Below are 15421 nucleotides of genomic sequence, written 5' to 3' on the forward strand. Positions count from 1 at the left end.
ACGCAAGGTTTATTGAGCCGGTGCGGTTTCCGTCGCAGGCTTCGTTGCCTCGCCTTCAGCAGCAGGCTTTGCAGCTTCACCTTCAGCGGCTGGCGTCGTGGCAGCCGATGCGTCAGGCAGTGCCACAGGCGCATCGGCCTGTTCGCGCAGCCAGGCAATCAGGTTGGCGCGTTCTTCCGGCTTCTTGACACCGGCGAAGCCCATAGCCGTGCCCGGAACATGCTTCTTCGGCGCTTCGATGAAGAAGCTCAGATGGTCGTAGCTCCAGGTCTTGTTGGCTTCGGCGAAAGTCTTCATCCCGGCCGAGTAGCTGAAGCCCTCGTGCGAGGCGATCGGGCGCCCGACAACGCCCCAGAGATTCGGGCCGACCTTGTTCGCCCCACCCTTTTCCGCGGTGTGACAGCTCGCGCATTTCTTGAAGACGGTGGCGCCGGCAGCCGGATCCGCCGATGCGAGCAGCGGCTTGATATCGACTTCGGCTTCTGCCGCGCCGCCGGCGCCGGCTTCCGACGCGCCTTCCTCGGCGATGATGGCGAAACCTTCCTTCTCGGGAGCTTCCGAATGGAAAATGCCTTCCGACGCGATCGATACGGACATCAAAACAAAGACCGTACCAAGAAAGGCACCCACGCCCATGTTCACATATGAGTTCATCTGCAAACGCTCCCCTTGCAACCGGCGCAAACAAAACGCCGGCCTATCTTGAAATCGCGCGGAACCTATGTCTTTTGGCTTTGCGTTGCAACAGACATTATAAGCTCCGGACTGAGACCTTTTGACACTTTTCCGGCGCGTTTTGAAGGCCCAGGCATGAACAGCGACAATTTGGACAAAACCCTCATTCTCATTCCTGCCCGCATGGCCTCGACGCGCCTTCCAGGCAAGCCGCTCGCCGACATTTGCGGCCTCCCTATGATCGTCCAGGTCGCCTTGCGGGCGAAAGACGCTCAAGCCGGACGGATCGTCGTCGCCGTCGATCATCAGGACACGTTCGATGCGGTGACCGCTGCCGGCTTCGAGGCGGTGATGACCCGGGTGGATCACCAGTCCGGTTCCGACCGCATTTATGAAGCGCTTCTGAAGAGCGATCCCGAAGGCAAGGTGGAGATCGTCATCAATGTCCAGGGCGATCTGCCGACGATCGAGCCGGAGACGATCCGCGCAGCACTCAGGCCGCTGGAAAACCCGGAAGTCGATATCGCCACGCTGACCGTGGAGATCGAGGACGAGGAAGAGAAGCTCAATCCGAATGTCGTCAAGGTCGTCGGCTCGCCGCTCTCGGAGACGCGGCTGAGGGCGCTTTATTTTACCCGCGCCACCGCGCCGCATGGCCAGGGGCCGCTCTATCACCATATCGGCCTTTATGCCTATCGGCGTACTGCGCTGGAAAAGTTCGTGTCGCTGCCGCCCTCGACGCTGGAAAAGCGCGAATCGCTGGAGCAGTTGCGCGCGCTCGAAGCCGGCATCCGCATCGACGCCGAAATCGTCAAATCCATTCCGCTCGGCGTCGATACGCCGGCCGACCTTGAAAAAGCCCGGCGCCTTCTTTCCGCAAAAGCCTGATCGGAACCCGCGATGATCACCAAGACCAACCGCATCTCCTTCCAGGGCGACTATGGCGCCAACTCCGACATGGCTTGCCGCGACATGTTCCCGGACATGGAGCCGCTGCCCTGCCAGACCTTCGAGGACGCGTTTCTCGCCGTGGAGAACGGCGAGGCCGATCTGGCGATGATCCCGATCGAAAACACCATCGCCGGCCGCGTCGCCGACATCCATCACCTGCTGCCCGAATCACGGCTGCACATCGTCGGCGAATATTTCATGCCGATCCGTTTCCAGCTGATGGTGCTGCCGGGCGTGTCTCGCGACGAGATCCGCACGGTGCACAGCCATATCCATGCGCTCGGCCAGTGCCGCATGATCGTCCGGGCCAACGGCTGGAAGCCGGTGGTGGCCGGCGATACCGCCGGCGCTGCCAAGCTGGTGGCGGAAAAAGGCGACCGGTCGATGGCAGCCCTTGCGCCGAGGCTCGCGGCCGATCTCTACAAGCTCGAGATCATCGCGGAGAACGTCGAGGACACGGAAAACAACGTCACGCGATTCGTCGTCCTCTCGCGCGACGCAAAGGAGATCAAGCGGCAGGCGGAGAAGGACGTCATCGTCACGACCTTCGTCTTCAACGTTCGCAACATTCCCGCCGCTCTCTACAAGGCACTCGGTGGCTTTGCGACGAATGGCATCAACATGACGAAGCTCGAGAGCTACCAGCTCGGCGGCAAGTTCATCGCAACCCAGTTCTACGCCGATATCGAAGGCCATCCGGACGATCCGCACGTGCGCCAGGCCTTGGACGAGTTGCGGTACTTTTCCGAGAAGGTCCGCATTCTCGGCTCCTATGCGGCGCATCCGATGCGGCTCGTCCTATAGGAACGCTTCGGCCAAATTTAAAGGGCCAAAACTGACGGCTATCCTTTGTGGCCGGAAGATGGTTATTTTGCGGAGGACCCTCAGCGGTTTGTTTGACGCAGAATGCTCGTATTGCTTCGACGATGCGCCATCATCATGTCCAACAACACTTCATGCGCATGCCGCCTTCCAAAGGCACGCGCCACAAAGGTTAGCCTATGACAATCAAGACCCTCCTCCTCGGCTCGGCGGCTGCATTGGCGGTCGTAACGGGCGCCCGTGCAGCGGACGCGATCGTCGCTGCGGAACCCGAACCCATGGAATATGTTCGCGTCTGCGACGCATACAAAGTGGGGGACTCTTTCTTTTTCTACATCCCCGGCACGGAAACCTGCCTGAATATCAGCGGCTACGTGCGATCCGAACAGAGCTTCGGCGACGACCCCTACAGCGGCGACGATATAGGCTGGGCAGGGTTTGCGCGCGGAACCATCAGGCTCGACGCGCGTAACGATACGGAATACGGCACGCTGCGCTCCTTTATCGAGTTGCGCAGCCAGGCATCCGCCGATAGCGGCTCGACCTATATCAATGCTGCCTATATCGAGCTTGGTGGCTTTCGCGCCGGTTATGCCGACTCGCAGTTCGATACCTGGCTGGATTCGGCCGGCAATGTCATCAACGACGATGTCATCGACTACACCGGCGATCGCACGAACCAGGTCAGCTACACTTACGAAGGCGGCAACGGCTTTTCGGCCCTGATCGGCCTGGAAGAGGGTTCAGGCGACTACGATACCGGATTTGCGCCGGTGCCATCTGCTTCCTACAGCGGCGGCGATGCTCCGTTTATTCTCGGCGGCGTGAAATACGAACAGGACTGGGGCGGCATCGCGGCCGTCGGTGGCTATGACACCTACGCCGATGCCTTTGGCGGCAAGGTGCGCGTCGACGTCAAGTTCAACGAAACGTTTTCGGTCTTCCTGATGGGCGGCTATCAGTCGGATTGGGACAACGACAAAGGTCCGGGCGGTAGCCGTCAGCGGAACTACTATGGCCCCTGGTATGGCGACTGGGCGGCCTGGGGCGGCTTCTCCGCTACGCTGAACGACAAGACATCCCTGAATGGCCAGCTTGCCTACGAAGAAGATGGAACCCTGGCGGCGGCGTTGAATATCGAATACGCGGTGGTCCCTGGCCTTATGGTGCAGCCGGAACTCAACTATACCGATTTCGGCGGCGAGCGCGGCAACGGCGAGGCCTTCGGCGGCATCCTGCGCGTCCAACGCAATTTCTAAGCGGAAACCACCTGGGCAAGAAAACACATCGGCGTCCGCCTCCCAGCGGTCGCCGATTTTCGTTTATCGCGGCCAGTCCAGCCAGTCGCGCATCAGCTGGTGGGCGATGGCGCCCTTCGGCGGCGGCCCGAGCTCGCCGTCAGCCAGCGTCACGCCGGTATTGCGGGCAAGCATCGCGGCCGTCTCCTCGCGGGTAAACCAGCGGCAATCCTCCAGCTCCTGCTCGTCGCGATGGATATCGCGGGACTGGGCTTCGGCATAGCAGCCGATCATCAGCGTGTGCGGCATCGGCCAGGGCTGCGAGGCATGGTAGCGGACGCGGCCGACGCGGATGCCGGATTCCTCGTGGGTTTCGCGCCGCACGGCATTCTCGATCGTCTCCCCGGGCTCGACGAAACCTGCCAGGCAGGAATACATGCCTTCCGGAAAATGCGGGCTGCGGCCGAGCAGGCAGAGGTCGCGCTCGACATCGATGGTCAGCATGATGACGACCGGATCGGTGCGCGGAAACACCATGTGACCGCAGGCAGTGCAGACACGGCGGTAGCCGCCGGCCTTGCCTTCCATCGCCGAGCCGCATTTGCCGCAGAAGCGGTTCGCAGCATTCCAGCTGATCAGGCTCGAGGCCTGCGCAAACTGGCCGAGCAGTTCGTCGGGCAGCATCTGCTGGCGATAAAGCGTGCGGCCATCGGCAAGCTTGAACGGTTCGGGCAGCGTTTCCTCCGTCAGGCCGACCGGCACGGCGAGCCGCGGCTCGCCATTGGCGAGGAAACCGAGCAGGATCGCGTCGTCGAGTTCGGGCTCCAGTCCCGCCAGCTCATAGGGCGCAAACAGTGGATCGATGATCTTCTCATCGTGCTTGACGACCAGCTTGCCGCCCGAAAAGGCGTATACATGCGCGCCCTCCTTGCGGAAGGCGACTTCGACGCAATCGTCGGGCCGATGTTCGGATTGCCGGTCCAGGTGGTTTTCGGCGAAGGCAACGAGCGTGCTCGGCTCGGGATGCGGGCTGTGCAGTTCGAAGATCGATTTCGTCATGATCAAAGATTTTCCAGTATCCGTGCTGCGAATGCCTTGCGCTCGTCATCGCCCCACGGTTCGGCTGTCCCGAAACCCCAGACCGGCCCCGGCCAATTGGCATCGCCCTCGCTGCGGGCGATGACATGGACGTGAAGCTGGCGAACGATATTGCCAAGCGCGCCGACATTGATCTTCGTCGCCCCCGTCGCCTTTTTCAATGCCGAAGCGGCCATGTTCGTCTCGAAAGTCAACATCGCCTGGTCGAGCGGCGTCAGGTCGAAGATTTCCGACACGCCGTCGCGCTGCGGAATGAGCACCAGCCAGGGCCAGCGGCGGTCGTTGTTGATGCGAAGCTGGCAAAGTCCAAGCGTGACGATCAGCAATCCATCGCGTTCAAGGCGTTCATCGATATCGAAGGCAGGCAAGCGTATCTCCCGGATCGGTGATTTTTCTTTTGTTTGCACAAAGATAGCAGTTTTTTGAAGGCTTGGCTTGCATTTGGTTTCGATATTGCCGATATGAGAGCCGGGAGGTTGGTGGTGGACGAGCCACTCGCCAACCGGGTCAGGTCCGGAAGGAAGCAGCCCCAACGAGCCACGGCACGGGTCATCGTGCCAGCCTCCCACCCTTTTTCTTCCGTCCTGTCTGGACAGACTTGTAGCCAAGCGGCAGGGGCGATGAGCGAAGATACATTGATCCCGACATCTGAAAAACCCGCCGCCTACCGGGTTCTCGCGCGCAAATACCGCCCCAAGGATTTCTCCGACCTGATGGTCGGCCAGGAACCGATGGTGCGCACGCTGACCAACGCGTTCGAGACCGGCCGCATCGCCCAGGCCTATATGCTGACCGGCGTGCGCGGCGTCGGCAAGACGACGACGGCCCGCATCCTTGCCCGCGCTCTGAACTACAAGACACCGGAAATCGACAGCCCGACCATCGACCTGCGTATCCCCGGCGAACATTGCCAGGCGATCATGGAAGGCCGCCATGTGGACGTCATCGAGATGGACGCGGCCTCCCATACCGGTATCGACGATATCCGCGAGATCATCGAGCAGGTGCGCTACCGCCCGGTTTCGGCGCGCTACAAGGTCTACATCATCGACGAAGTGCACATGCTCTCGACCCAGGCCTTCAACGGCCTGTTGAAGACGCTCGAAGAGCCGCCGGAGCATGTCAAGTTCATTTTCGCGACGACCGAAATCCGCAAGGTTCCGATCACCGTGCTGTCGCGCTGCCAGCGCTTCGACCTGCGCCGCATCGGCGCGTCGGATCTCGTCGGCCTGTTCACGACCATTCTCGGCAAGGAAGGCATTTCGGCCGATCCCGACGCGCTCGCCATGGTCGCCCGCGCGGCGGAAGGTTCGGCGCGCGACGGCCTGTCGCTGCTCGACCAGGCGATCGCCCATGGCGGCGGCGTGGTCGAGGCCGAAGCCGTGCGCTCGATGCTCGGACTTGCCGATCGCGCCCGCATTGTCGATCTGTTCCAGCATATCGTCAAAGGCGATGTCGCGGCCGCGCTCGAGGAGTTCAACGGCCAGTACGAGGCGGGCGCCACCCCGTCCGTGGTGCTGACCGATCTTGCCGACTTCACCCATCTCGTCACCCGGCTGAAATATGTGCCGGATGCCGCCAACGACCAGTCGCTGAGTGAGATCGAGCGTACCCGCGGCGCCGAATTCTCCTCCAGCATCGCCGTGACGACGCTGTCGCGCATCTGGCAGATGCTGCTGAAGGGCATTCCGGAAACGGAAAGCTCGTCGCGTCCGGCTGGTGCCGCCGAAATGGTATTGATCCGCCTTGCCCATGCCGCCCACCTGCCCTCGCCGGAAGATGCGGCCCGCCGGCTGCTCGAACTGTCCGGTGGCGACCTCGCGCGGCAGCCTTCCGCGCCGAACGGCAGCAACGGCAGCGGGGCGCAGGCCTCCCTTGCGAGCAGCGCCATGCAGGTCCGCGGCAGCGATGTGCCGCCGGCGCAGCGCGCGTCTGGAAACGGTGCGACCATGCTGCGCGCCGTGCCGAACGCAGCACCCCAACCGGAAATGGCAGTCGGCAAGACGGAAGAAAAGCCGGCCGAAGTCCCCTCAGCAAAAGCGGAACCGAAGGTCTCCGTCAAATCAGCGGGCGACATTGCAGAGCTCTGCGCCGCAAACCGCGATATCAGGCTGAAGACGCTGGTGCGTAATTTCGTCCGTCTCGTCAATCTGGAGCCCGGGCGGCTGGAACTCAACCTGCCGGAGGATGCGCCGAAAACGCTGGTTGCCGAGCTTCAGAAAAAGCTGGAGGATTGGACGGGCATCCGCTGGATGGTGATCCTCAGCCGCGAGCCCGGCCAACCGACGCTCGTGGAGGCCGAAGCGGCCACAAAGGAGCGACAATTCAACGACGCCCGGCAGGACCCGGACGTCGTCGCCATCATCGCACGGTTTCCCGGCGCAAAGATCGCCGACGTCAGGATAAAGGGGCCGGAACCGGAGGAAGAGCCGGGGGCTGTGGCCGCCGCCGAATCCGAAGAAGGCGATATCCTTCCCGGCGACGATATCGAGCACTAAGTCTACAAGATCACCGCGAGACAGGAAGAGGACATGGCGATGCGCGACATCATGGGCATGATGGGCAAGGTCAAGGAAATGCAGGCCAAGATGGAGAAGATGCAGGAAGAGATTTCTGCGCTCGAAGTCGACGGCTCCTCCGGCGGCGGCCTGGTCACCGTTCGCATGGACGGCAAGGGCAACCTGAAAGGCGTCAAGATCGACCCGTCGCTCTTCAAGGAAGACGATGTCGAGATTCTCGAAGACCTGATCGTCGCCGCCCACAAGGACGGCAAGGACAAGGCCGAGGCGATCACCGCTGAAAAGACCCGCGCGCTCACCGCCGGTCTGCCCATTCCGCCCGGCATGAAACTGCCGTTCTAGGCCGCAAGGCGACATAGGCGTGTGACGGCCAGGCAAAAGCCGGTCGCAGGGTTGTGGACGTTTATGCGCCGTTGAGCTCAGCACGAAGCTTGTAATGGATCGGCGCTGCGAGATAGCGGTCGCGATCCTTGTCGGAGAGATTCCGGCCGAAAGTTTCAAGCATTTCCGGCATCAGGACCGGCGCCCCGGAATAGGCGTGGTAGGTGATGGTGTCACCGGCCTTCACCACCCCATCCTTGAGCACGCGGCAATAGAAGCCCGGTCGTCCGGCAGCGATAAAGCGCTTTGGGAAAGCCTGATCTTCCATCCGTGCCGCGAACGTGGCGCAGGGAATGCGCGCCGAAGTGACTTCGAGTTCGATGGTATCTGTCACAAAGCGGTCACCGACGGAGATTGTGCGGCTATCGGCACCTTCGATCGCGAGATTTTCGCCGAAGGTGCCGGGCTCCAGCTCGCGCCCCAGTTCCTTCGACCACCAGTCGAGGTCGATGGAGCCGAGGGCATAGACCGCCTGATCGACACCGCCATGATGCTTGCGATTGCAGATGGCATCACCGATCAACCCTTCGCGATCGACCATCACTCCTGCCTCCACCGGGTGTTTGAAGATGCCCGTGCGGTAGGACCTTCCGGGCAGAATTTGCGCGCTGCCGCTGCAGACGGCCAGGATTTTCATGGACAACACCCTCTTTTCAGCGATTCCGTTCCCCACGGATATGGAGTAGAACCGCCGCATGGCAAAGCGAGTCACGGGCCCCGAAATCGAAAAACTCATCCAGCTACTGGCGAAGGTGCCCGGGCTTGGGCCGCGCTCGGCCCGGCGCGCAGCCCTTCATCTGGTCAAGAAGAAGGAACAGCTGCTCGGCCCGCTCGCCGACGCGATGGGTGATGCCTATGCCAAGGTTCGGATCTGCTCGTGCTGCGGCAATGTCGATACCAGTGATCCCTGCAGCGTCTGCACCGACGACCGGCGCGACAATTCCGTGATCATCGTCGTCGAGGACGTCTCCGACCTCTGGGCGCTGGAGCGGGCAGGCGCCATGAACACCGCCTATCACGTGCTCGGCGGGACGCTCTCGCCGCTCGACGGCATCGGGCCCGACGACCTCAACATCAAGGGTCTGATCGAGCGCGTCGGCAAGGGCGGCGTGCGCGAACTGATTATCGCCGTCAATGCCACCGTCGAGGGCCAGACGACCGCCCATTACATCACCGACCAGCTCGGCGGCCTTGACGTCAAGATCACGCGGTTGGCCCATGGCGTCCCCGTCGGCGGCGAGCTCGACTATCTGGACGAGGGCACGCTGACGGCGGCATTGCGGGCGAGGACGGTGATTTGAGAATGCAACAGGCTTTCTTCGTGCCGAGAGTGCCCACCCCCCTCTGTCACTCCGTGACATCTCCCCCTCAAGGGGGGAGATTGGCCGCGGCACTCTTTCGCTTCAGCAACATGCTGAGCAGCCTCGCACGAAGCCAGCAAGGGAAAAGAACAATCTCCCCCCTTGAGGGGGAGATGTCGGCAAAGCCGACAGAGGGGGGTAAGACGCGGCAAACTTTGGCCGCGGCGATCCTCGCTCTGCTGACGCTCTTTTCTTCCCCCGCCCTGGCCGCCTCGAAAGCCGAGACCGAGGCGCAGTTCCGCCAGTGGCTGCAGACCGACCTCTGGCCGGAAGCTGCGAAGGCCGGCATTTCGGAAAAATCCTTCAACGCCGCCTTTGCCGGCGTGACGCTGAGCTGGAACCTGCCGGACCTCGTGCCGCCAGGCACCAAGCCGCCGAGCGAGCAGAAACAGAGCCAGGCGGAATTTTCCTCGCCCGGCGCCTATTTCTCGGAGGAGCGGCTGCAAGGACTCGCGGCATCCGGCCGCAGCCTTGCCAAGACCCATGCCGCAACCATCAGGCGGATCGAGAAGACCTATGGCGTGCCGGGACCGGTCGTGCTCGCCATATGGGGCCGCGAATCCGGTTTCGGCGGTGCGAAGATCCCGCATCCGATCATGGACGTGCTGGCGACCAAGGCCTTCATGTCAACGCGCGGCGATCTCTTCCGCCGTGAACTGATCGCGGCCCTTCATATCCTCGACAGCGGCGATGTGCGTGAGGCCGAAATGAAGGGTTCCTGGGCCGGCGCAATGGGCCAGCCACAATTCCTGCCGACCAGTTTTCTGAAATACGCCGTCGATTTCGACGGCGACGGGCGGCGAGACATCTGGAACTCGGTGCCGGACGTGCTCGGCTCGATCGCCCATTATCTGTCGGAAAAGGGCTGGCAGCGTGGCCGCGACTGGGGCTTCGAGGTGAGCATCCCCGCCAAGGTCTCCTGTGCCCAGGAAGGGCCGGACCTCGCAAAACCGATCGCGCAATGGGCCTCGAACGGCATCGAACGGGTTTCCGGAAAGGCCTTTCCGGCCGACGAAACCAAGGCCAGCGGCATGATGCTGGTGCCGGCCGGCCGCCATGGGCCGGAATTCATCGTCACGCCGAATTTTTACGTGATCAAGGAATACAACAACTCCGACCTCTATGCGCTGTTCATCGGCAATCTCGCCGACCGGATTTCATCCGGTGCCGGCGCCTTCAGGGGCCAGTTCGGCGACGTCGGCAAGATGCTGCGCTCGGACGTCTTGAAGATGCAGAAGAACCTGCAGGCGCAGGGCTATGATATCGGCAAGGCCGACGGCCTTGCCGGCTACAAGACCCGCCGCTCGCTGGGCGACTGGCAGGCGAAGAACGGCCTGGCACCGACGTGTTTTCCGGATGCGGGGTTGAAGGCAAAGCTGCGCTGAGCAGACGCAGCGCCGTGCGTCAATGCATGTCCATCTGCTGCTTGTAGCGCTCGTAGTCGTAGGGAAGGATGGTCTGGCGTTCGATCATCCGATGAACGCGCGGCGGCGTCTCGCCGCGATGCAGTTCCAAGAGCCGGTCGCCGATTTCCGCGTCGGCCTGCGTTCGTCGCTGGTTGTGGCGGACATATTCCACCCACGTCGGCACGTGATAGGTCTCGGTCCACACCGTCGGGTTCTCCAGATCCCGCATCAACCCCCATTGCCCGGCACCATCGCGGATGCGGATGCGGCGGCGTTCGGCCATGGCGGTCAGGAAGTCCGGCACGTCACCGTCGGCGATATCGTAGTCGATCATCACGACGATCGGCCCGCTGCGCGGCTTGAGATCGAGCTTCAGGAGCGGCTCCGAGAAACGGTTGAGCGGATCGAGATTGAGCGATTGGAATTCCGGCAGCGGCAATCTCACGCCGATAGCGGCGCCGACGACCATCAGCGCAGCCGAAGCGATCAGCGCATTGGCCGGGCCATAGGTCTCCGCCGCCTGCCCCCACATCCAGCTGCCCGCGGCAATGCCGCCAAAGGTGGTCGTCTGATAAAGCGATAGCGCCCGGCCGACGACCCAGCGCGGGGTCGAGAGCTGCACCGTCGTATTGAACAGCGATAGCGCCAGAACCCAGCCGGCGCCCGAGAGAAGAAGCGCAAGGCTGGTCAGCCAGCCATAGGGGCTGGACGCGGTGACGAGAGTGCTGACGGCAAAACCGGCAAAGGCGATGCGCACGATCCACTCGCTCGACAGACGCTCCCGCAGACGGGCGCTGAGCAGCGCCCCGCCGATGGCACCGAGGCCGAAGGCGCCGAGCATGATGCCATAGGTGAGCGGGCCGCCGGCAACGAGATCGCGGGCGACCAGCGGCAGGAGCGCAAGGATGGCGCTGGCCGACAGGCCGAAGACGAAGCCGCGGAACAGCACCTTGCCGATATTGGGCGACATCGCGACATAGCGCAGGCCGGCGGAAATCGCCCGCCCCATCGATTCGCGCGGCAGCGTCGAGAGCGTCACTTCGCGGCGCCAGCGGATGAGCGCGAAGAGAAGCGCGAAATAGCTCAGCGTATTGGCGGCGAAGGCCGCGGCAGCGCCGGCGGCCGCGACGATGGCGCCGCCGATCGCCGGGCCGACGGAGCGGGTAATGTTGAAGCCCATGCTGTTCAGCGCCACGGCGGCGGGCAGCACGTCGCGCGGCACCATGTCGCCGACGGAAGCCTGCCAGGAGGGATTGTTGAGCGCCGTGCCGCAGCCGATCAGGAAGGTGAAGAGCAGGAGCAGCCAGGGTGTGACAAGGCCGAAATAGGTGCAGACCGTCAGAAGCGCCGAGACGGCCAGCATGAAACACTGGGCGATCAGCATGATCCGGCGCCGGTCGAAATTGTCGGCGAGCGCGCCGGAGACGAGCGAAAACAGCATGATCGGCAGCGACGTCGAGGCCTGCACCAGCGCCACCATGTTCACCGAATCCGTGATCGACGTCATCATCCAGGCGGCGCCGACGGCCTGGACGAGGCCACCGAAGTTGGAGGCGAGGCTCGCTACCCAGATGATGCGGAAGGTGTCGTGCCTGAACGGCGCCAATGGCGATAGTCGATGCGGCACGCGCTGTCCCCCCACCCTGTCTTGTTCTGGAGTCTTTGTGACGCCCAATCTAGGCCAGAACATTTGCCGGGCAAGCAAAAGCACAACCACCGGCAGGATTTTGCCACTCGAGCTGCGATACAGCGGTTTTACCGGGCGAGCTCGGCATATCTTGCATTTGCGGATGATCAAGCGTATATGACGCTCAAATTCTTGATCGGTTGATGAAGAGTGGGCCCGTCAGGACCCGCTCTTTTTTATTAGCCGATAGTTTGGGAGAGCATCGTTTGTCCGACACGACAACGACAGAAAACACGCAGGAACCGCGGCTGATCACCGAAACCGGAATCGACCGCCGCATCGCCGACATCATCGAGCCGGTGCTCGTTCCGATGGGATACCAACTGGTGCGGGTTCGCCTGACCTCGCAGAACGGCGCGACGCTGCAGATCATGGCCGAGCGGACCGACGGCACGATGACGGTGCAGGATTGCGAAGCCATCTCGACGGCGATTTCTCCGGTTCTCGATGTGGAAGATCCGGTCGACAAGGCGTATCATCTGGAAGTGTCGTCGCCCGGCATCGACCGGCCGATGGTGCGCAAGTCGGATTTCAGCCGCTGGGCCGGCCATCTGATCAAGTGCGAGACCTCGATCCTGGTCGACAATCGCAAGCGTTTTCGGGGCAAGATCGTTGCGGCCGACGATGAGGGTTTCACCATCGAGCGCGACCAGCCGGCCTATGGCGAAGAGCCGCGGGTTACCATCCCGTTCACGGCGCTGGCCGAAGGCCGGCTGATCCTGACGGACGACCTGATCCGCGATGCGCTGGCGGCGGACAAGAAGGCCAAGGCGGCCCAAGCTGCACATGGCCAAGACGCACATGGGATAGCGGCGAACGAAAACTTCGAAGACGAAGATTCGCCGATCGAATGAGTTTATGGCGCGGGACGCTTCAGGATGAAGCCCCGGCAATCAGACGGAGACTTGAAAATGGCAGTGAGTGCTAACCGGCTCGAACTTCTGCAGATCGCGGATGCCGTCGCGCGCGAAAAGGTGATCGACCGCGAAATCGTCCTGGCCGCCATGGCCGACGCGATCCAGAAGGCGGCGCGCTCGCGCTATGGTTCGGAGAGCAACATCCGCGCCGACATCAATTCCAAGACCGGTGAGATCCGCCTTCAGCGCCTACTCGAAGTGGTCGAGGCTGCCGAGGACTATTCCACGCAGATCCCGCTCGAACTGGCGCGTGACCGCAACCCGGACGCCAAGATCGGCGATTTCATCGCCGATCCGCTGCCGCCGATGGATTTCGGCCGCATCGCCGCCCAGTCCGCCAAGCAGGTCATCGTCCAGAAGGTGCGCGAAGCCGAGCGTGACCGCCAGTTCGACGAATTCAAGGATCGCATCGGCGAGATCGTCAACGGCACGGTCAAGCGCGTCGAATACGGCAACGTCATCGTCGACCTCGGCCGTGGCGAGGGCATCATCCGCCGTGACGAAATGATCCCGCGCGAGAACATGCGCTATGGCGATCGCGTCCGCTCATACGTCTATGATGTGCGTCGCGAACAGCGCGGCCCGCAGATCTTCCTGTCGCGTACCCATCCGCAGTTCATGGTGAAGCTGTTCACCATGGAAGTTCCGGAAATCTACGACGGCATCATCCAGATTCGCTCGGTTGCCCGCGACCCCGGCTCGCGCGCCAAGATCGCCGTGATCTCGAACGATAGTTCGATCGATCCGGTCGGCGCCTGCGTCGGTATGCGCGGTTCGCGCGTTCAGGCCGTCGTCGCCGAACTGCAGGGTGAAAAGATCGACATCATTCCGTGGAGCCAGGATCCGGCGTCGTTCATCGTCAACGCGCTGCAACCGGCCGAAGTGGCCAAGGTCGTTCTTGACGAGGACGCGGAGCGCATCGAAGTCGTGGTTCCGGACGAGCAGCTGTCGCTCGCCATCGGCCGCCGTGGCCAGAACGTTCGCCTCGCCTCGCAGCTGACCGGCTGGGACATCGACATCATGACGGAAGCGGAAGAATCCGAGCGCCGTCAGAAGGAATTCAACGAGCGGACCAACCTGTTCATGGAAGCGCTCGACGTAGACGAAATGGTCGGCCAGGTTCTGGCTTCGGAAGGCTTCGCCGCCGTCGAGGAACTGGCCTATGTGGAACTCGACGAAATCGCCTCGATCGACGGTTTCGACGAAGACACCGCAAGCGAGCTGCAGACGCGCGCCCGCGAATATCTCGAGCGCCTGGAAGCGGAAATGGATGCCAAGCGCAAGGAACTCGGCGTTTCCGACGAACTGCGAACGATCGACGGCATGACCGGCCAGATGCTGGTGGCGCTCGGCGAAGACGGCATCAAGACGATGGAAGACTTTGCCGGCTGCGCCGCCGACGACCTCGTCGGCTGGTCCGAACGCAAGGACGGCGAGACGAAGAAGTTCGAAGGCCTGTTCTCCAAGCTTGAAGTCTCGCGGATCGAAGCCGAGCGTATGGTCCTGCAGGCGCGTCTCGCTGCCGGCTGGATCACCGAAGAAGATCTCGCACGCGAAGAAGAAGCGCTCGAAACCGTGGAAGGCGCGGAACAGGACGCCTGACCGGGCGTCGCTGATCGTGATCCGGGCCGCTGATGCTGCTTGAAGACAAAGACCCCGCCGGGGACATCGAAGGTGAAGCAGTGAACGGCCGCATGTGCATCGTGACACGGCAGAGCGGAACGCCGGAAACGCTGATCCGCTTTGTCGCTGGCCCCGATGGCCGGGTGGTGCCCGACCTGAAGAAACAGCTGCCGGGCCGCGGCTGCTGGGTTAGCGCCGAACGGACCGTACTGGAAAAGGCAATCGCCAAGAAGCTGTTTGCCCGCGGCCTGAAGAAGGCCGATGTGACGGCCGGGCCGGAGCTCGCCGACGAGGTGGACCGGCTTTTGTCGCTGCAGCTCGCCGGCATGATGAACATGGCGCGCAAGGCCGGACAGTTCATCAGCGGCGCCTCGAAGGTGGAGCAGGCGGTGCGCGGCATGGCGGCGCTCGCCACGTTCCACGCGGTCGACGCGGCCGCCGACGGCGTCCGCAAGATCGACCAGGCGCGCAAGGCGATGAGCTTTGTCGCCGATGACGGACAGGAAATACCCTCCTTCCGCTTCTTCACCGAAGCGGAAATGGACGGGCTTTTGGGCCAGAATGCTTTTATCCATGCTTGCGCGCTTGCAGGGCAGGCGGGTGAGGGTGTAGTGAAGCGCGCAAACATGCTCGAAAGGTACCGGGGAACCGTCCCGGTCCGAGCCGTCGGCGCCGAAACTGGCTTGCCGACACAATGACGCGGGTCACCGGCGAAGGCCGGCCAAACTGCGATTGTAGATATG

The 15421-nt window shown here is 62.6% G+C and carries 15 protein-coding genes and 1 other RNA gene; 11 read left to right on the forward strand and 5 right to left on the reverse strand.

Annotated elements, in window-relative coordinates; all coding sequences use genetic code 11:
* Positions 1-9 precede the first annotated feature (9 nt).
* Positions 10-654, reverse strand: coding sequence for a c-type cytochrome (locus ACSQ2W_RS06375; protein WP_436085503.1), 645 nt, complete (start codon positions 652-654; stop codon positions 10-12).
* 156 nt (positions 655-810) lie between these two features.
* Between ACSQ2W_RS06375 and ACSQ2W_RS06380 the strand changes: the two genes are divergently transcribed.
* The 3 genes from ACSQ2W_RS06380 (at position 811) to ACSQ2W_RS06390 (ending at position 3707) form a co-directional block, all read left to right on the forward strand.
* The gene (locus tag ACSQ2W_RS06380) at positions 811-1563 is read left to right on the forward strand and encodes a 3-deoxy-manno-octulosonate cytidylyltransferase (RefSeq protein ID WP_436085504.1); all 753 of its coding nucleotides are present in this window, start codon (positions 811-813) and stop codon (positions 1561-1563) included.
* A gap of 12 nt (positions 1564-1575) precedes the next feature.
* Entirely contained in the window at positions 1576-2430 is an 855-nt protein-coding gene (locus tag ACSQ2W_RS06385) for a prephenate dehydratase (RefSeq protein ID WP_436085505.1), read from the forward strand.
* Between the two features lie 197 nt (positions 2431-2627).
* Positions 2628-3707: a porin gene (locus tag ACSQ2W_RS06390; RefSeq protein ID WP_436085506.1), complete on the forward strand. Its 1080-nt coding sequence runs from the start codon at positions 2628-2630 to the stop codon at positions 3705-3707.
* Positions 3708-3770: 63 nt separating this feature from the next.
* Here the strand turns inward: ACSQ2W_RS06390 and nudC are convergent, their stop codons facing one another.
* Positions 3771-4745: an NAD(+) diphosphatase gene (nudC, locus tag ACSQ2W_RS06395; protein ID WP_436085507.1), complete on the reverse strand. Its 975-nt coding sequence runs from the start codon at positions 4743-4745 to the stop codon at positions 3771-3773.
* 2 nt (positions 4746-4747) lie between these two features.
* Complete coding sequence (locus tag ACSQ2W_RS06400) at positions 4748-5152, reverse strand: HIT domain-containing protein (protein ID WP_436085508.1); 405 nt, start codon at positions 5150-5152, stop codon at positions 4748-4750.
* 103 nt (positions 5153-5255) lie between these two features.
* On the opposite strand from ACSQ2W_RS06400, the gene ffs reads away from it, so the two are divergent.
* The 3 genes from ffs (at position 5256) to ACSQ2W_RS06415 (ending at position 7645) form a co-directional block, all read left to right on the forward strand.
* Positions 5256-5353: signal recognition particle sRNA small type (ffs, locus tag ACSQ2W_RS06405), an RNA gene on the forward strand.
* A gap of 51 nt (positions 5354-5404) precedes the next feature.
* Positions 5405-7282 carry a DNA polymerase III subunit gamma/tau gene (locus ACSQ2W_RS06410; RefSeq protein ID WP_436085509.1) on the forward strand — a complete coding sequence of 626 codons (1878 nt, stop codon included), beginning with the start codon at positions 5405-5407 and terminating at the stop codon, positions 7280-7282.
* A 39-nt stretch (positions 7283-7321) separates the two neighbouring features.
* Positions 7322-7645 carry a YbaB/EbfC family nucleoid-associated protein gene (locus ACSQ2W_RS06415; RefSeq protein ID WP_436079356.1) on the forward strand — a complete coding sequence of 108 codons (324 nt, stop codon included), beginning with the start codon at positions 7322-7324 and terminating at the stop codon, positions 7643-7645.
* 61 nt (positions 7646-7706) lie between these two features.
* On the opposite strand, the gene ACSQ2W_RS06420 is transcribed toward ACSQ2W_RS06415, so the two are convergent.
* Positions 7707-8321, reverse strand: a complete 615-nt coding sequence (locus ACSQ2W_RS06420; protein WP_436085510.1) for an MOSC domain-containing protein — start codon at positions 8319-8321, stop codon at positions 7707-7709.
* A 58-nt stretch (positions 8322-8379) separates the two neighbouring features.
* Between ACSQ2W_RS06420 and recR the strand changes: the two genes are divergently transcribed.
* Both recR and ACSQ2W_RS06430 read left to right on the forward strand, forming a co-directional pair.
* Positions 8380-8985, forward strand: a complete 606-nt coding sequence (gene recR, locus ACSQ2W_RS06425) for a recombination mediator RecR (RefSeq protein WP_113007638.1) — start codon at positions 8380-8382, stop codon at positions 8983-8985.
* A gap of 173 nt (positions 8986-9158) precedes the next feature.
* On the forward strand, positions 9159-10430 hold the full coding sequence (locus ACSQ2W_RS06430) for a lytic murein transglycosylase (RefSeq protein WP_436085511.1): 1272 nt from the start codon (positions 9159-9161) through the stop codon (positions 10428-10430).
* A gap of 19 nt (positions 10431-10449) precedes the next feature.
* Here the strand turns inward: ACSQ2W_RS06430 and ACSQ2W_RS06435 are convergent, their stop codons facing one another.
* Positions 10450-12078, reverse strand: a complete 1629-nt coding sequence (locus ACSQ2W_RS06435) for an MFS transporter (protein ID WP_436085512.1) — start codon at positions 12076-12078, stop codon at positions 10450-10452.
* 266 nt (positions 12079-12344) lie between these two features.
* Here ACSQ2W_RS06435 and rimP point away from each other — a divergent pair, with 266 nt between their 5' ends.
* Genes rimP through ACSQ2W_RS06450 form a run of 3 tightly spaced genes read left to right on the forward strand, consistent with a single transcriptional unit; the run spans position 12345 to position 15376 of the window.
* Complete coding sequence (rimP, locus tag ACSQ2W_RS06440) at positions 12345-12992, forward strand: ribosome maturation factor RimP (protein ID WP_436085513.1); 648 nt, start codon at positions 12345-12347, stop codon at positions 12990-12992.
* Positions 12993-13049: 57 nt separating this feature from the next.
* Positions 13050-14657, forward strand: coding sequence for a transcription termination factor NusA (nusA, locus tag ACSQ2W_RS06445; RefSeq protein ID WP_436085514.1), 1608 nt, complete (start codon positions 13050-13052; stop codon positions 14655-14657).
* 32 nt (positions 14658-14689) lie between these two features.
* Complete coding sequence (locus ACSQ2W_RS06450; protein ID WP_436085515.1) at positions 14690-15376, forward strand: RNA-binding protein; 687 nt, start codon at positions 14690-14692, stop codon at positions 15374-15376.
* Positions 15377-15421: the final 45 nt, after the last annotated feature.

It is taken from the genome of Pararhizobium sp. LjRoot255, assembly GCF_964252905.1.
Classification (GTDB): Bacteria; Pseudomonadota; Alphaproteobacteria; order Rhizobiales; family Rhizobiaceae; genus Pararhizobium.